Here is a 15,339-nt window from a genome sequence, read left to right on the forward strand (position 1 = left end):
CCTAACATTCCGCCATCGCAAGACCAGCCGGCGACGGCGCAGAGGAAAACCACCATGACCACGATGCTCAAAGCCCAGTACTCGGAACGCGGCCCGGTGCCGCAAGCCGTGATCGAGGCCCTGCCCTTCGACCGCCCCGTGCCGGCGCCGGGCCAGGCCCTGGTGGCGGTGCTGGCCGCGCCGATCAACCCCAGCGACGTGCTGATGCTCACCGGCCAATACGGCATGCTGCCGCCGCTGCCGGCGGTGGGTGGCAGCGAAGGCGTGGGCCGCGTCATCGAGCTGGGTCCGGACACGAAGGGCCCGGCCGTCGGCCAGACGGTGCTGTTGCCGGTCGGCGCCGGCACCTGGGCCACGCACGTGCTCGTGCCCGCGGCGCGCCTGGTCCCGCTGCCCAACGACGCCGACCCGAAGCAGCTGGCCATGCTGACGGTGAACCCGCCCACCGCATCGCTGCTGCTCAGCGACTTCGTGGACCTGCAGCCGGGCGACTGGGTGATGCAGAACGGCGCCAACTCGGGTGTCGGCAGCTACCTGGTGCAGCTGGCCAAGCTGCGGGGGTTGAAGACCGTCAACATCGTGCGCCGCGAATCGGCGGTGGCGGGTGTGCAGGCACAGGGCGGGGACGTGGTGCTGGTCGACGGGGATGACCTGGCCGAGCGCGTGAAGGCCGCGACCGGCGGCGCGGCGATCAAGCTGGGTGTCGATGCCGTCGGCGGCGCGGCCACGATGCGGCTCGCGGCCTGCCTGGCCGAAGGCGCGACCATCGTCAACTACGGGGCGCTGAGCGGGGAGCCGTGCAGCGTGTCGCCGCGCGAGCTGGTGTTCCGGGACGTCACACTCAAGGGGTTCTGGCTGGCGCGCTGGTTCGGCATCACGCCGCAGGCAAAACAAATGGCGCTGCTGACCGAGCTGGCCGGGCTGATCGCGGCGGGCAAGCTCAGTACGCCGATTCAAGCGACGTATGAGGTGGGGCAGATCAAGGAAGCCATTGCCGCCGCCGCCGCGGGCGAGCGGCAGGGCAAGATCTTGATTGCGCCGACGCACGCGTGACGCAGGACGATGCTCGCGCGAGTGAATGACCGCTGGAGCATCAACGACCTGCGGTGTTCTGTGCCACGGCGCGCGCGAGTTCTTTCACCGACGCCGCGCCATGCGGTCGGGTTGTCGGCGTCGTCGTCCAACCATGGCGGTCCTACGACTCGCGCCAACGAGCGGCCGCTTCGCAGCGTGTCCGGAGCCGCCGCTGATGCTGCGTAGAGAACGCAACCCGGGCGTCCTACCCTCGATGGTTCTTGCCCTCGAAGGCATGCTGGCCGGCGAAGCCTCCGCAATCGACGCTGGCGTCATCAGGGCCGATGCCAACCGCGCTCTGTTCCCGACTTCGACGCTATGCCCGTCCCGCAGTCTTCAGTTGCCGCCGAAGAAACTGGCCGGCCACGAAGATGTCTTTTTCAACTGCCCGCCGTACGCCGGCGCTGTCACCGCGTGCCAAGGCCTTGATCAGATCCTCGTGAGCATCGTTGAGCACGGCCGCAGCCTCGGGCGCATCGAACAGTTGATTGGAAACGGGGCCGGCCTTGAGCCACAGTGTGTCGATCAGACCGTACAACAGCGGCGAGCCGGCCGCGCGATACAGCATGACATGGAAGTCCTCATTGAGCGCCAGGTAGGCGACGAAGTCGCCGCCCGTCAGTGCGGCGCTCATCTGCTTGCAAAGGCGTCGCATGGCCGCGCGTTGGGGACCGTCGAGCATGGCGGCGCCGCGCTCGGCGGCCTCGCCCTCCAGCAGCATGCGCATCTGCACCAGGTCTTCGAGCTCCGCTGCGGCCATGCGCGGTACGGCCACACCAGCATTGGGTATGTTGACCAGGGCGCCTTCGGCGGCCAGCCGCTGCAACGCCGCACGTACCGGCATGTGCCCCACGCCCAATTCGGCCGCCACGTCGCGGATCTTCAATCGCTGGCCGGGAAGGAAGCGTCCAACGGTCACCCACTGCCGCAAACGGACATAGACATCGTCTTGTTGGGTGCTGCTGGCTTCTCCTGGCGGATCGGACGCGCTCATCCCTTGCGCTCCTGCAGGCAGTTTCCGCCATCGACGACGACCAGCTGACCGGTGACATAGCTCGCGCCCGGCATGGCCAGGAAAGCGATGGCGGTGGCCGTTTCAGTCGGTGTGCCGGCGGGCCCGATCGGCGTATGCAGTGCAGTCCGAGCCTCCATGCCGGCGTTGTTGACCAACAGGCGGCATTCAATCACCGGTGAGCTCCTGCAGCACGCCATCCATGGCGCTGAGCAAGCATTCAACATGGGCGTCGGTGGTGTCCGGGCAGATGAGCATCATGTTGTGAAATGGTGTGATCAAGACGCCTTGGTTCAGCAGATACAAGTGCAACGCGTGTTCGAGCTCGGTGTTCATCGCTGCGGCGGCTTCAGTGCCGTTGCGCGGTGGTTGGGCGCAGAACTGGAACTCTGTGCGCGCACCCACCTGGGTAATGCACCAGGGCAGACGATAGCGGTGAATCAGTGCGCGCAGTCCCAGCGCCAGGCTTTCGGCACGCAAATGCATAGGCGCAAACACCTCCGGTCGCAAGTAAGTACTGAGTGTGGCGCGCATGGCTGCCATCGCCAAAAGGTTGGCCGTGAGCGTGGTGCCGATGCCGGAATGACCCGGCGCAGCTGCACGCTTGGCCGCCTCTGCACGCGCGGCCAGGTCGGCGCTGAAGCCGTAGGCGGCGCATGGCATTCCGCCGCCCAGTGCCTTGCCCACCACCACTGCATCAGCTGCAATGCCATGCGCCCGCGCATAGCCACCAGGGCCGCTGCTGAGCGTGTGGGTCTCATCCATCACCAGCAAGCTGCCGTAGTGCCGGATCAAGCTGGTCGCTTTCTCCCAGAATCCCGGGTCGGGCAATACCATGCCGATATTGGTCATCACCGGCTCGGCCAGCACGCACGCCACGTCGCCCGGCGACAGGGCCGCTTCCAACGCCGCCAGGTCATTGAACTCGATCACCCGAGTCGTGGTGGTGAGGTCATGCACCTGGCCCAGCAGGCTGGGCCGCTGCACGGGCCGGCCATCGACCAGGTCGACGAACACGTCGTCCACCGTGCCGTGGTAGCAACCATTGAAGACCAGCAGTACGCGCCGGTCCGTGACCGCGCGCATCCAGCGCAACACGAAGCGGTTGGCATCGGTGGCCGTCATCGCGAACTGCCACTGCGGAAGACCGAAGCGCTCGGCCAGCAACCGGGCCACCTCAGCGGCGTCTTCCCCGGGCAGCATGGTGGTCAGCCCATTGACTGCCTGCGCCTGGAGTGCTTCGGCCACTGCAGTCGGTGAGTGACCGAACAGGGCCCCGCTGTCCCCAAGGCAAAAGTCCACCAGCGTGTGACCGTCCGCGTCGCCCAACTCCGCACCGCGTGCCCACGCGACCTGCAGTGCAAACGGAGTGCTCCAGTCGCTCATCCAGTGCAATGGCACACCGAACATCATGTGCTCGCGTGCCTTGAATGCCGACACCCGCGAGCGCGGGCTAGCGACCGTGTAGCGCTCGCGTTCTCGTTCGAGCAAGGCGCGCACTTTCGCAGGGGCGATGCCATTGGACGAACGGTCTTGGTGCGGGCTCGCGCTCATGGTGATTCGATGTGGATGCGAAAGTGACAGGGTTGCGACGATGTAGCGGCGACCTGCTCAGACGAGCAGCATCAGGTGCTCACGCTCCCAGCTGCTGATCACTCTGTTGTAGCCGGCGTACTCCAGCTCCTTGACGGCACAGAAGGCGTCGACGAACAGGTCGCCCAGCACCTCACGCAGGTCGTCGCAGGCCCGCATCGACGCCAGGGCATCCTCCAGGTGAAGGGGCAACTCGCGGCTCACGCTCCAGGCGCTTTGCAGGGTGGGCTCGCTGGGCTGCAGCTGCCTTTGCATGCCGAGCCAACCGCAGGCCAGCGTGGCGGCCATCGCAAGGTAGGGATTGGTGTCGACCCCGGGCACGCGGTTCTCCACCCGGCGCGCATCCGGCCCCGACTTCGGAACTCGAATGCCGCACGTGCGATTGTCATGACCCCAGCGCACATTGATCGGCGCCGACATGTAAGGCGACAAGCGCCGGTAGGAATTGACGTACGGCGCCAACACCGGCATCACCTGCGGGATATAGACCTGCTGGCCGGCGATGAACTGATGGAAGAGGTCCGAGCACTGGCCGTCCGGGCGGCTGAAGATGTTCTGCCCCGTGTCCCTCTCGACGATGCTCTGATGGATATGCATCGCACTACCTGGCTCACCTTCCATCGGCTTGGCCATGAAGGTGGCGAAGACACCGTGGCGCAATGCCGTCTCGCGCACCGCGCGCTTGAAGAGAAAGACCCGATCGGCGAGGTTCAGCGGATCGCCATGGCTGAAGTTGATTTCCATTTGCCCGGGGCCGGCCTCGTGGATCAGCGTCTCCACGCCCAATTCGTGGCGCTCGCAGAAGGTCGAAAGCTCCTGAAAGAACGGGTCGAAATCGTTGACGGCGTCGATCGAATAGCTCTGTCTGCCGACTTCGGGCTTTCCGGTTCGCCCCAACGGCGGCTGCAATGGCTCATGCGGATTCTGCTGCCGTGCAACCAGGTAGAACTCCATCTCGGGAGCCACGATGGGACGCCAGCCCCGGCTTTCGTACAGCGCGAGAACGCGGCGCAGCACCGCGCGGGGCGACAGCTGTACCGGCCGGCCGTCCCATTCTTCGCAGTCATGGATGACCACGGCCACGGGTTCCTCGGCCCAGGGAACGATGCGCACCGTGGACGCATCGGGTTGGCAGACCATGTCCGGGTCGGTGTCGCCGACTGGCAAGGCGACGACGCGCCGGCCGACCGGCCAGCGATCAGGCGTAGGGCTTGTGCCAACGGTGCTGCAGCAGTTCTTCAATGCGGCGGTCGGGGTGCCTGCGATTCCGCCACGAACCGTCTGGGAATCGTGGAGACCCATGTGTTCGGGTATTCCAGCGTGGCCAGAGCGCCTTCACCAGCGCCGTGCCGAGCCCGCGGTTCAGCAAATCCGGCTCGGCGATGAACTGGTCGATGACGCGCACGCCGGGGTCGGTTTCGTCGGGCCACCAGCCGTCGCCGCTGCCCATGGCGATGTAGTCGCATGGGCTGTCGTGCGCGTCGCGCGCCTCCTGGCAGTCGATTTGACCATCGAGGCGCCCGGCGCCCTGCCTGCGCGGCGACCGCCGATGCGCCCTGCTCCGCACCTACACTGGTCTCCCACCACGCCGACCTCGAATGTCCAGCTCTCCCGCCTGCCTCCACCTGCTCTGCGGCAAGGCCGGCGCCGGCAAGAGCACGCTCGCCACAGTGCTCGCGCAGACCCATCGCGCGATCCTCATCTCCGAGGACATCTGGCTCACGCGTCTCTTCGGGGACCAGATCAAGACCTTCGACGACTACCGGGTCTACTCCCAGCGCGCCCGGACCGTGGTCGGGCCGCTGGTCGTCGATCTGCTCGCAGCGGGCCAGAACGTCGTGCTGGACTACCCCGCCAACACCCGCGTCTCACGGGCCTGGTTTCGCTCGCTGCACGAGGCCGCCGGCGCCGATCACGTCCTGCATTACCTCGACGTGCCCGACCCGACCTGCCTGCAACGCATCGCCAAGCGCAACGGCGAGCGCCCCGAAGGGTCGTATCAGCTCACCGAGGCGGACTTCAATCACGTCTCGTCCTTCTTCGAGGCGCCCGATCCAGCAGAAGGATGCCGGATCCAGGTTCACGCCACGGCGTGAACCTGCCGCCTGTCGTGCGAGCGCCCGGGGCAAGATCCTGATCGCGCCGACGCACGCCTGACCGGGACGAATCGGCTTTCGCCGTCGTTGTCCGCTCTCGATTGGATTCTCCATCCGCCGCTCAAGAGGCAGACCGGTGTCCAAACGATGGCAGTTCCTCGGTTAGGCTACAGCGGGCGCGGCGCGCTGATCGCACGGCCGCTCAGCTCGGTGCAAGGCCCGGCCCGAAGCGGTCGAGCTGGAGAGTCATCAACAGCGCCGCGAAGCGGGGCTCATGTCGCAGGCCCGACCAGCGCGAGTCGTCCTTCAGGAAGACCAGTTGCGGGTCGCGGATGGCGAGGGCCTTGTCGAGTGCGTCCAGCGCCAGCGCAGTTTCACCCAGCGCGGCGTGCAGGACGGCCAGCGAGACGGGTGGCACGAAGCCGGTGCGATCGCGTTCGAGCATCTGGTTCAGGATCGCGCGCGCTTCGTCGCGCTGGCCGGCGCGTGCCAGGAACATGCCCAGTAGCGCGGCCGGTCGGCTGTTGCCGTCGGCCTGGGCGACGGCGCGGCGCAGCGACGCGATGGCCAGATCAAGCCGTTGATCGACTCGGTGCAGCACGGCCTGGGTGCGGTGGGCGAGGTAGAAGTCCGGCGCGATGTCGAAGGCGCGCTGCAGCCGGGCCCGGGCTTCGACCTGCCGGCCGCTGGCCGAAAGGTAACTGGCTTCGATCGTATTGAGAAAGGGCGACATCGGGTCGAGCTCGCGCGCCAGGCGCAGGTGCACGAAGCCCTCGTCGGGCCGGTCCTGGTTGAGCAGCAGTTGGGCCAGCCCGTAGTGCGCCATCGCTACATTCGGGTTGGCAGCCAGCGCACGGCGGAATTCGCGCTCGGCGCCGGCCCAGTCGAAGTCGAAGTAGTAGCGGCTGAAACCCTGTTCGGCCAGGGCTTCGGCCAGGTTCGGGGCCAGCGCCAGCGCGCGCTGCAGCGCCTGCCGCACCGGACCGACCACGCCGGCCGGCGAGGCGTCCGCACCGAGCAGGGTTTCCCGGTGCGCCTGGGCCAACCCGACATGGGCCAGGGCATAACCAGGGTCCACCACCAGCGCCTGCTTGAACAGCGCGATGCTCTTGCGCAGGCCATCGGCGCGCCGCGGCTGGGTGTGCCACGACGCGGCCAGGTACAGCTGGTAGGCATCGGTGTCGCGCGTCCCGCCCAGGTTGGTCTGCGGCAGGCCGGCGGCCACGCCGGCACTGGCTTGCAGGCGGGCTGCCAGGGCCTGCATCACGCGGGCCGAGATCAAGTCCTGCACGTCGAATACACCGGTGAACTTCTCGTCGAAACGGTCGCTCCAGGCGGCCGCGCCATCGCTGGCGCGCAGCAGGCGAGCGCTGACGCGCAGTTGATCGGCACGCCGTTGCAGCGAGCCGTCGACGATCCAGTCGACATCGAGCTCCTGGGCTGCGCGAACCGGATCCTGTTCGGCGCCGGCATAGCGCCGCACCGAGCCAACGGAGCGCACGACCAGCCCGGGCACGATCGACAGGCGCGTGATCAGGCTGTCGGCCATGCCGATCTCGAGCAACTCATCGCGGCTATCGGCCGTTAGCGGCTTGAACGGCAGCACGGCCAACGTGGCGCGCGCAGCGGCCGGGCCGGCCTCGGGTACGGGCCTGCGCTGCCATACCCAACCCAGTGCACCGACCGCACCGACCCCCGCCACCACGCCGCCGGCGGCGGCGCGGCGCAACCAGCGTCGCCTGTCGGTGTCGTGCGCGCCCGGCGGCTGGGTGGGCGTGGTCGTCTCCGCGCTCGGTGTCGGCGACGCCGTGGTCGGCGGCAGGCTGCGCAAGCTCGGCGCCTCGGCGTCGTCGAACACCTGCACCGGGGCTATGAACCTGAAGCCCCGGCGGGCGACGGTCTGGATGAAGCGGCTGCCGGGCGGCTCCTCGCCCAACGCGCGGCGCAGGCCCGAAACGGTCTGGTTCAGGTTGTTGTCTTCGACCACGAGTCCCGGCCACAGCGCGCGCATCAGCGTGTCCTTCTCGAGCAACACGCCGGCGTTCTCGACGAACAGCAGCAGCGCGGCGAAGTGGCGCGGCGTCAGGCTCAGTTCGCTGCCATCGGCGCGCAGCACGCGCTGTTGCGAACGCTCGAGCACGAAGCCTTCGAATTCATAGCGTTCACCCATGGGCACGGTCCCGATTCAGGCTTCTTTCAGAAAAGGTTCATGGGCGGCTAAGGGACAGCGCGGGGCTTCGGTTTCATTGTGCCTGCCTGGGTTGCAGCACGCGACCCGCCCCTCGTCACTGCTAGGAAACGCCATGACTCCGAACTCCCGCAAGGGCCTCCTGACCGCTGCGCTGGTGCTGGTCGCGGGCCTGCTGATCGTTGCCTGCGGCGGCAGCGGCGAAGCCGAGGGGCCGGTGGCGCTGGACGCAGACGGCTGCCGCACCAACGTCGTGCTGACGTCACAAGACAGCGCGTTCTGCCGCGGCAAGGCCAACTTCCACGACCGAAAGCTCAGCGGCCTGGGCGGAAATGGTCGCGCCTGCGTCGACTGCCACATGGCCGGCGAGCGCTTTCAGCTCACGCCAGAAGCGGTGCGCGCCCGGTTTGCAGCGATGAACGCCACGGGCGTAGACGACCCGCTGTTTCGCGCCATCGACGCCGACGACTTCCGGATCAACGGCAGCGCAGCGCGCGACTTCACGAACCTGACCACCAACGCGCTGGTTCGGGTGACGATCCCGCTGCCGGACAACGTGAAGTTGCTCGACTGCGGGGCCGCCGTGCCGTGCCCGATAACGGCACGGCCGACCGCCGAAACCGAAGCCGACATCTGGCGCGCCACGCCATCGATTTTGGACGTCAGGATCACCGGCCCCGACGGCCAGGCGCCAGCCTGGACGCGCGGGCCAAACCTGCGCGGCGGGTTCCAGCTCGACGGCCGCATCGACACGCTGCAGAACCAGGCGCTGGCCGCGCTGCGCAGCCATGCCGGCATCACCACCGAACCGCCGGCGGGCTTTCTGGACGACCTGGCGAGCTTTCAGAACGCGATGTTCTCTTCGGCCAGCGTGAAGGCGCTGGCCGACGCGATGGCGGCCACCGTCCTCCCGCTGCCCGATCCAGACCCCGTGTTGAACAGTCTGGAAACCGTGGGCAAGGCGGTCTTCAACCGGGCCTGCGGGCAGTGCCACGGCAACCAGGGTAATCACCCGAGCGGCAGCGTCCCGCTGCTGCTGGGGCCGCTTGGCACGCCGACCAACATCGTCCGCTACCACGACATCCTGACCACCTGCCCGAGGCCGGTGGACACCGTCACGCCGCCGCGCTTCAGCTTCACGCCGTGCACGCCGAGCCAGATGAAGAACGTGCGCACCTACCAGATCACGAACAGCGGCACGCCGCCCAGCGGCACTGCGTGTGGCGGCCCGGCACCGCAGCCACCCTGCGTGACGCGGCTGACGACATCGGACCCTGGCCGGCTGCTGCTGACGGGCTTTCCACAACCCGGTGGGCCGGGCGACATCCAGCACTTCGACACACCGAGCGTGCGCGGCATTGCCCGCACGGCGCCGTATTTCCACAACAACACCGCGGCCACGCTGGAGGAGGTGCTCGAGCACTACAAGCAGTTCTTCAAGCGCGTGGCGGTGCAGAACCCGGGCGCGCCGTTGCTCACCACCCAGCCGGGCGTGACGCCGCCGGTGATCGACCGACCGTTCACCGACGACGAGATCCCCGCCTTGCTGGCGTACCTGCGCAAGTTGTGAACGATCGCGGAGCACCGCCGGATTCCTGAACCCTGTCCAGAAGGAACTTCATGAGCATTGAATTGCAGATTCTGTCTTCCGTACTCGGAACGATCACTGCCCGCGCGGTGCAGGCACGACTTCGCACGACCTGCTTTGCCCCCATCGCCTCGGTCTACGTCGATCACGCCGATGTGGCGACCCCGCCGGTCGCGGTCATCGCCGTGAATACCGCGGTTCAACTCCGCGTCCCGCTCGACGTGTTCATCGCGCGTCGCGAGGACATCCTCGCGGCGCCGAACGCTGTTCCAGCCGGAGCCACAGTCCCGGCCGGACGTGTTCTCCTGCTCATGGAGATCGCCACGAGCGGCCCCGTTCTATCGGCCAAATGCATCGACGCCGACCTTGGCCAACTTGGGGAAGTGTTGGAACCTGTCGCGCCGGCGGTGAAGGCCGCCATCGTCGAGGCTGTGGGTTCACCCATGACAGTGAACCTCGCCACAGCGCTCGGCGATCTCGGAATGCCTGAGCCCAGTTCCTCGCGAGTGGAGCTCGTTGGCAACATCGTCACGATCCGGTTCGAGCCCACGGGCAGCGCCTTCGAACACTTGTTCCCTGGCCAGGAGTGGGGGCTGTTTCTCGATGGCGCCGCGGTCGAGCGCCTCGCCACGTCGCGAGTGCCCGTCAATCTGGGATCGCGGATCACCTCGATGACACTGCAGGCTCACTGGCGACCGGAGGGCACTGCGCCCCACGTCGATATCGACTACGCCGGCAAGGCACAGGTTCCCGATCCATTCGCCGGGGATCTTGATGGAACGATGGGTTGCGATTTATCCCTCACCCCCACGATCACCAAGTCTTTGCGCACCACGGTGCACTGGTCGCTTCACGTCGACCTCGGCGACCTTGTTCCGGGGTTCATCGACAACGCCGTACAGGCAGCGATTGCAGATGCCATGGACCCGGCTACGTTCGGCGGGACGCCGGTTGGCGACCATGCTTTTGCCATCGACAGCCCCTTGCCCGAGGTCGTCTTCGGTGGCGCTCGGTTCGGCTACGCCAGCGCTGTCGCCTCGCCTGCGGGCATGACGATTGGTGGACTGGTGCGCCTGCCGCTCGATCTCGGCACGGACACGCTGCAACCCGTGGTCACCCAGTTCGGGTTGCCTTTGCGCCGCACCAGTTGCCGAAGCTTGGCCAGACGCGGTAGCGGCGACCCGAACAAGACGGTGTTGCTCAGCGAGGTAAAGACCCACGGCCGCGTGTGGCTCGAAGGATACGGCGCATTCTGCGGAATCGAAGTTGTGTCGCCGGGCCAATGGATCGAGCCGTACATCAACCGGGCGGGCGACACCCCCGAGGTCATGATCGCGATTCCTTCTGCCGTGGCCCTCGGGATTGTCGAGCCCGTTCGCCTCCTCGTCCGGACCGCCCGCGGCGTTCGGCTCGTCGATCTGGGCACACCCCCGCCCGTCCAGCTCAACGCCGCGGGCGAGGTCATCAATGCGCAGACCACTCACCTGCCCAACTGCTTGTCCATCAACGTCGAGCACGGCATTCGATGGGCCAGGGGTGGCGGCCTGCTGGACCAGTCCGTCGTCAATCCACCGATGGAACGCCCCGACTGGAGAACATTCATCGGCAGGCATCATGGCATTGACGTTCAACTCGTGACCCTGTCGGCGCTGGAACCGGGCGAATTGATTCAATTCCGGTCGCACGACCATTCCGTGGATGTCACGGCGGATCGCAACGGTCGAGCTTTGGTGCCCGTATTCTTGCCGGCCGCCACCGACCAGATACAGGCCAGTCTCATCCGCGTGAATCGGCGCAATATCGCCGATCACTTCGCCGTGCGTACAGCCATCTTCATGGACCAGGCGAGCCTCCCGGCGGGAACGCAACACCGTTTGGCCGCCATTGACGGCACAGCCGTGTTGACGACCGAGTTCGGGAATCATGTCGACGTACACGAAATCGGATCACTCGGCGCGCCGATGTTATTGAAGCGCGAAACCGCTTCTCCACAGGAATCCGGCTGCGACCCGGCGCAAGCTGAGAGGAGGAGCGAGGTGGTGGCCCTCAATCCTCAGCCCTTGCCGCGGGATGAGCTCGCCCGGAGATGGAATCTCCCCGGAATCAGATCGCTCGTGGCCGTGCCCGGCTTCGCGGAAGCGCCCATCGCGCTGGCGACAATGGCGGACGGCTCGATCCTGGTTCTCGATCTTGGTGAAGAGGGCGCTGTGCGAGTGGCCGGCACCTTCACTGGCCCCCTGGGCGGCATGGACGTGGCCGGCGACTGGGCCATCGTCGCAGATCCCAAGAGAGTCTCCATCTATCGGGTCACTCGCGACGCTGAGGATTGCCCATGCGAGAGCAGCCGACATCGCGAGTCCTTTCCAGAGCGCGCAGAGTCGAGTTGACTGAATCGACAAGCACTGGGCCCACGAATTGGCTGCTCCGCACCTACACTGATCTCCCACCACGCCGACCTCGAATGTCCAGCTCTCCCGCCTGCCTCCACCTGCTCTGCGGCAAGGCCGGCGCCGGCAAGAGCACGCTCGCCACGGTGCTCGCGCAGACCCATCGCGCGATCCTCATCTCCGAGGACATCTGGCTCACCCGGCTCTTCGGGGACCAGATCAAGACCTTCGACGACTACCGCGTCTACTCCCAGCGCGCCCGGACCGTGGTCGGTCCGCTGGTGATCGATCTGCTCGCCGCGGGCCAGAACGTCGTGCTGGACTACCCGCCAACACCCGCGTCTCGCGGGCCTGGTTTCGCTCGCTGCACGAGGCCGCGGGCGCCGATCACGTCCTGCATTACCTCGACGTGCCCGACCCGACCTGCCTGCAACGCATCGCCAAGCGCAACGGCGAGCGCCCCGAAGGGTCGTATCAGCTCACCGAGGCGGACTTCACCTACGTCTCGTCGTTCTTCGAGCCGCCAGAGGAGGCAGAAGGATTCCGGCTCCAGGTTCACGCCGTGGCGTGAACCTGCCTCGGAGGAAATTCGCGTCCTCGTCGTGGTGCATTCCAACCGGCCAATGGTGGCACCACGTTTCCCGACCGCACCTCGCGAGCGCATAGTCGCAGCCTCCCCGTTGCGCTCGACCGAGCTTGCCCGCCATGGCCGCCGACAAGAAGCTGAAGGTTTTCGTGTCGTACTCGCGCGCCGACAGCGCATTCGCCGACGAGCTGGTGCAGGCCCTGGAATGGATGGGCTATGGGGTGACCATCGATCGCGCCTCGATCGTCGAGGGCGAAGACTGGCGCCGGCGCCTGGGCGCCTTGATCGCCGATGCGGACACGGTGGTCTTCCTGTTGTCGACGCACTCGGCCCGCTCCGAGATCTGCGGCTGGGAAGTGGAAGAAGCGGCGCGCCTGTCCAAGCGTCTGATTCCGGTGCTGATGTCGCCCACTGGGCAGGCGACAGTGCCGGAGCGTCTGGCCGCCCTCAACTACGTGCGCTTCGATCCGCTCGACGACGGCCGGCCGCGATCGTTCGTCAGCGCGCTGCGCGGGCTGGAGCGTGCGCTCGATACCGACATCGAATGGCTGCGCGAACACACCCGGCTGGCGGCGCGCGCGGCCGAGTGGGATCTCGCCGGGCGCACCGAGAACCGGCTGCTTCGCGGTGCCGACATCGAGGCCGCGCGCCGCTGGGCGGCCGAGCGGCCCAAGGAGGCGCCGGCGCCGACCGAGCTGCACCTGGCGTTCATGCTCGCCAGCGAAGAAGCCGAACGGCGCCGCACCGACCAGGAGCGCGTGCGCCTGAACGACATGGCCACCGCGCAGGTGGCGCGCGCGCAGGCGCTGGACGAGCGCGAAGTGGCGGTGAAGACCGTGGCGCGGCGCACGCTGCTGGGCATTGCAGGCACCTCGGTGTTCGCGCTCGGCGCCGGGGGCGCGGGCTACGTGGCATTCCATGCCGAACGGCGCTCGCTGGCGGCTCGGTCGAAAGCGGAGTCGGCGCAGCAGGCGCTGGCCGACAAGCAGCGCGAGCTGGCCAGGCTGCGTGACCTGACGCGCGATGAACAGGCGTGGCGCTCGGCCGACGTTCCGAGCTCCGCGGTCGAGACGCTGCGCTCGCCCCCAGCCGCGATGCCGGCGGCGGCGGCGCAAGCGAGCTGGGCCGTCAAGCGCGTGGGCGCCGATGCCCAGCCCCACACGGGCGCCGGCGTGACGGTGGCGTTCATCGGTTCCGGGGTCGATCCGCGGCACCCGGCGTTTGCGGGCCTCGAGCTCGTGCGCAAAGACTTCACCGGCGAGGGCAATGGCGACGATCCGTTCGGCCACGGCACGATGATGGCCAGCATCCTGTGCGGCCGATCGCATCAGGGCAGGCGCGTCGGCGTGGCGCCGGGCGTCTCGCGTCTGGTCGTCATCAAGTTCATCAGTGATACGGGCACCGGGCGCATGGAAACGCTGCCGGTGGCGCTGGATTGGGCGCTGGCCTTCGAAGGCGGCAGCGTCGACATCGTGTGTCTCGGCTTCGGCCAGTCGACGGTGCGGGAACTCCAGCAGGAACTGCGCGCCGGCGACGGTGGCCGCGCCACCGCATCCCGCACGCTGGTGCGCTTCGCACAGACTTACCGCACGACGGAGGGCATCATCAACGCCGCCGCCGTCAGCGGCAAGGGAGCGCTGATCTTCTCGGCGGCAGGCAACGACAGCGGCAGTGGCGTCGAGCTGCACGTCAACTCGCCCACCGCCATGGCACGTGGCGTGATCTCGGTGGGCGCGCTCGAGGAGCGCGGCGGCACACTCGCGGTCGCCGACTACTCCAACGTCGGCGCCACCCTCACGGCGCCGGGGCACCAGGTGCCGGCGGCGAAGGTTGGTGGTGGTTTCAGCGACGTGAGCGGCACGTCGGTGTCCTGCGCGGTGGCGGCGGGCACCGCGGCGCTGTGGTGGGAGATGCTGCGCACGCAGGCGCCGGCACAAGCCGCCGTCAGCGCCGACGCTGTGTGGGCGCGCATGAAGGCCGCGGCGCGTGCCGATGTCTTCGCGCCCGAGGTGCAGGCGCATCAGCGCGGCCTGGGCCTGGTGCAGGCGCCAACTGGTTGAGCGGCCTCGAAGCGGACGGTTGCCCGAGGGATGTTCGAGCTGTCGGGAAAGCTGACAGCCTAAGAGAGCGGCACCCACCACTCCACTCGTAAGTTATTGTCACCTGACAACAATTTCTGCCCGGCCCGGAATCTGCTTGTAACCAGCCGACACTTTTGTCAAAGCCGCTCTGGGAGAGACGACATGAAAGAAATGATGAGACGCGCCGCCGTGGCATTAGCTCTGGCGGGTGCGTCGCTGGCGGCCTCGGCCGCGCTCGTCAGCCATGACCTCGATTGGGTCGGGGCCGGCGGGTACTCGATGACGGGCTCCTTCACGTACGACACCGCCAGCGTCGGCGGCGACAACCTGATCACTCAGGCCGACTTGACGGCCTTCACGATCAACTTCTTCGACCCGGCCAGTGCACTGCTGAAGACCTACACCAGCGTTGCGGACGCGCAGGTTTTCGCGTTCCATACCGACACGCTTCTGATTGACCAGGGGCCGAGCATCAACTTCGTCGTGGGTCAGATCAGCCCGACGGACTACCTGCTGATCCGCGCCAACGGCTGCACGGGCAACGACATGGTCCTGTACCAAGGCAACGGGGGCTGTGGCGCCCCGAACCAGTTCCTGGATCGCGCGGGAACGGTCACCGCGACGCCGACGAATGGCGTTCCGGAGCCGACGACGCTGGCACTCGTTGGGTTGGCGCTGGCCGGCCTCGCGTTGCGCGGGTCGCGCCGCCAGGCCGCCTGAGTTCCGCATCCGGT

The 15,339-nt window shown here is 67.4% G+C and carries 11 protein-coding genes and 3 pseudogenes; 8 read left to right on the plus strand and 6 right to left on the minus strand.

From position 1 onward, the window contains the following. Window positions 1–54: 54 nt before the first annotated feature. On the plus strand, window positions 55–1,053 hold the full coding sequence (locus HLB44_RS12235) for a zinc-dependent alcohol dehydrogenase family protein (RefSeq protein WP_217283620.1): 999 nt from the start codon (window positions 55–57) through the stop codon (window positions 1,051–1,053). Window positions 1,054–1,390: 337 nt separating this feature from the next. On the opposite strand, the gene HLB44_RS12240 is transcribed toward HLB44_RS12235, so the two are convergent. The 5 genes and pseudogenes from HLB44_RS12240 to HLB44_RS12260 form a co-directional block, all read right to left on the minus strand. Continuing rightward, window positions 1,391–2,068, minus strand: a complete 678-nt coding sequence (locus HLB44_RS12240; RefSeq protein WP_173122845.1) for a GntR family transcriptional regulator — start codon at window positions 2,066–2,068, stop codon at window positions 1,391–1,393. Next, a complete protein-coding gene (locus HLB44_RS12245; RefSeq protein ID WP_343051298.1) occupies window positions 2,065–2,262 on the minus strand; it encodes an SDR family oxidoreductase in 198 nt (65 codons plus the stop codon). Before HLB44_RS12245 ends, HLB44_RS12240 begins: the two co-directional genes overlap by 4 nt. Further along, the gene (locus HLB44_RS12250; RefSeq protein ID WP_173122847.1) at window positions 2,255–3,640 is read right to left on the minus strand and encodes an aspartate aminotransferase family protein; all 1,386 of its coding nucleotides are present in this window, start codon (window positions 3,638–3,640) and stop codon (window positions 2,255–2,257) included. Before HLB44_RS12250 ends, HLB44_RS12245 begins: the two co-directional genes overlap by 8 nt. 57 nt (window positions 3,641–3,697) lie before the next feature. Continuing rightward, window positions 3,698–4,837: pseudogene (locus tag HLB44_RS12255) on the minus strand (glutamine synthetase family protein); the annotation flags it as partial. Between the two features lie 169 nt (window positions 4,838–5,006). Then, window positions 5,007–5,138: pseudogene (locus tag HLB44_RS12260) on the minus strand (GNAT family N-acetyltransferase); the annotation flags it as partial. Window positions 5,139–5,277: 139 nt separating this feature from the next. Here HLB44_RS12260 and HLB44_RS12265 point away from each other — a divergent pair. Next, entirely contained in the window at window positions 5,278–5,775 is a 498-nt protein-coding gene (locus tag HLB44_RS12265; RefSeq protein WP_173122848.1) for a P-loop nucleotide/nucleoside kinase family protein, read from the plus strand. 202 nt (window positions 5,776–5,977) lie between these two features. On the opposite strand, the gene HLB44_RS12270 is transcribed toward HLB44_RS12265, so the two are convergent. Beyond that, entirely contained in the window at window positions 5,978–7,945 is a 1,968-nt protein-coding gene (locus HLB44_RS12270) for a winged helix-turn-helix domain-containing protein (protein WP_173122849.1), read from the minus strand. A 91-nt stretch (window positions 7,946–8,036) separates the two neighbouring features. On the opposite strand from HLB44_RS12270, the gene HLB44_RS12275 reads away from it, so the two are divergent. The 6 genes and pseudogenes from HLB44_RS12275 to HLB44_RS12295 all read left to right on the plus strand — a co-directional run bounded on the left by HLB44_RS12275 (window position 8,037) and on the right by HLB44_RS12295 (window position 15,325). Then, on the plus strand, window positions 8,037–9,533 hold the full coding sequence (locus tag HLB44_RS12275; RefSeq protein ID WP_173122850.1) for a hypothetical protein: 1,497 nt from the start codon (window positions 8,037–8,039) through the stop codon (window positions 9,531–9,533). Between the two features lie 50 nt (window positions 9,534–9,583). Beyond that, on the plus strand, window positions 9,584–11,938 hold the full coding sequence (locus HLB44_RS12280; protein WP_173122851.1) for a hypothetical protein: 2,355 nt from the start codon (window positions 9,584–9,586) through the stop codon (window positions 11,936–11,938). Window positions 11,939–12,012: 74 nt separating this feature from the next. Beyond that, window positions 12,013–12,207 (plus strand): annotated as a pseudogene (locus tag HLB44_RS37180) (P-loop nucleotide/nucleoside kinase family protein); the annotation flags it as partial. Window positions 12,208–12,332: 125 nt separating this feature from the next. After that, window positions 12,333–12,509 carry a P-loop nucleotide/nucleoside kinase family protein gene (locus HLB44_RS37185; RefSeq protein ID WP_425500802.1) on the plus strand — a complete coding sequence of 59 codons (177 nt, stop codon included), beginning with the start codon at window positions 12,333–12,335 and terminating at the stop codon, window positions 12,507–12,509. Window positions 12,510–12,643: 134 nt separating this feature from the next. After that, a complete protein-coding gene (locus tag HLB44_RS12290) occupies window positions 12,644–14,584 on the plus strand; it encodes a TIR domain-containing protein (protein WP_173122852.1) in 1,941 nt (646 codons plus the stop codon). 183 nt (window positions 14,585–14,767) lie between these two features. Continuing rightward, on the plus strand, window positions 14,768–15,325 hold the full coding sequence (locus HLB44_RS12295; protein ID WP_173122853.1) for a PEP-CTERM sorting domain-containing protein: 558 nt from the start codon (window positions 14,768–14,770) through the stop codon (window positions 15,323–15,325). The last annotated feature ends 14 nt before the right edge of the window (window positions 15,326–15,339 follow it).

The sequence above is a fragment of the Pseudaquabacterium terrae genome (genome assembly GCF_013266755.1).
Taxonomy (GTDB): domain Bacteria; phylum Pseudomonadota; class Gammaproteobacteria; order Burkholderiales; family Burkholderiaceae_C; genus Pseudaquabacterium; species Pseudaquabacterium terrae.

What these genes read in the sequence shown, in the direction of transcription:
- HLB44_RS12290 (WP_173122852.1), top strand. Translation starts at nt 12,644, where the DNA reads ATGGCCGCCGACAAGAAGCTGAAGGTTTTCGTGTCGTACTCGCGCGCC.
- HLB44_RS12250 (WP_173122847.1), bottom strand. Translation starts at nt 3,640, where the DNA reads ATGAGCGCGAGCCCGCACCAAGACCGTTCGTCCAATGGCATCGCCCCT.
- HLB44_RS12240 (WP_173122845.1), bottom strand. Translation starts at nt 2,068, where the DNA reads ATGAGCGCGTCCGATCCGCCAGGAGAAGCCAGCAGCACCCAACAAGAC.
- HLB44_RS12295 (WP_173122853.1), top strand. Translation starts at nt 14,768, where the DNA reads ATGAAAGAAATGATGAGACGCGCCGCCGTGGCATTAGCTCTGGCGGGT.
- HLB44_RS12265 (WP_173122848.1), top strand. Translation starts at nt 5,278, where the DNA reads ATGTCCAGCTCTCCCGCCTGCCTCCACCTGCTCTGCGGCAAGGCCGGC.
- HLB44_RS12280 (WP_173122851.1), top strand. Translation starts at nt 9,584, where the DNA reads ATGAGCATTGAATTGCAGATTCTGTCTTCCGTACTCGGAACGATCACT.
- HLB44_RS12235 (WP_217283620.1), top strand. Translation starts at nt 55, where the DNA reads ATGACCACGATGCTCAAAGCCCAGTACTCGGAACGCGGCCCGGTGCCG.
- HLB44_RS12270 (WP_173122849.1), bottom strand. Translation starts at nt 7,945, where the DNA reads ATGGGTGAACGCTATGAATTCGAAGGCTTCGTGCTCGAGCGTTCGCAA.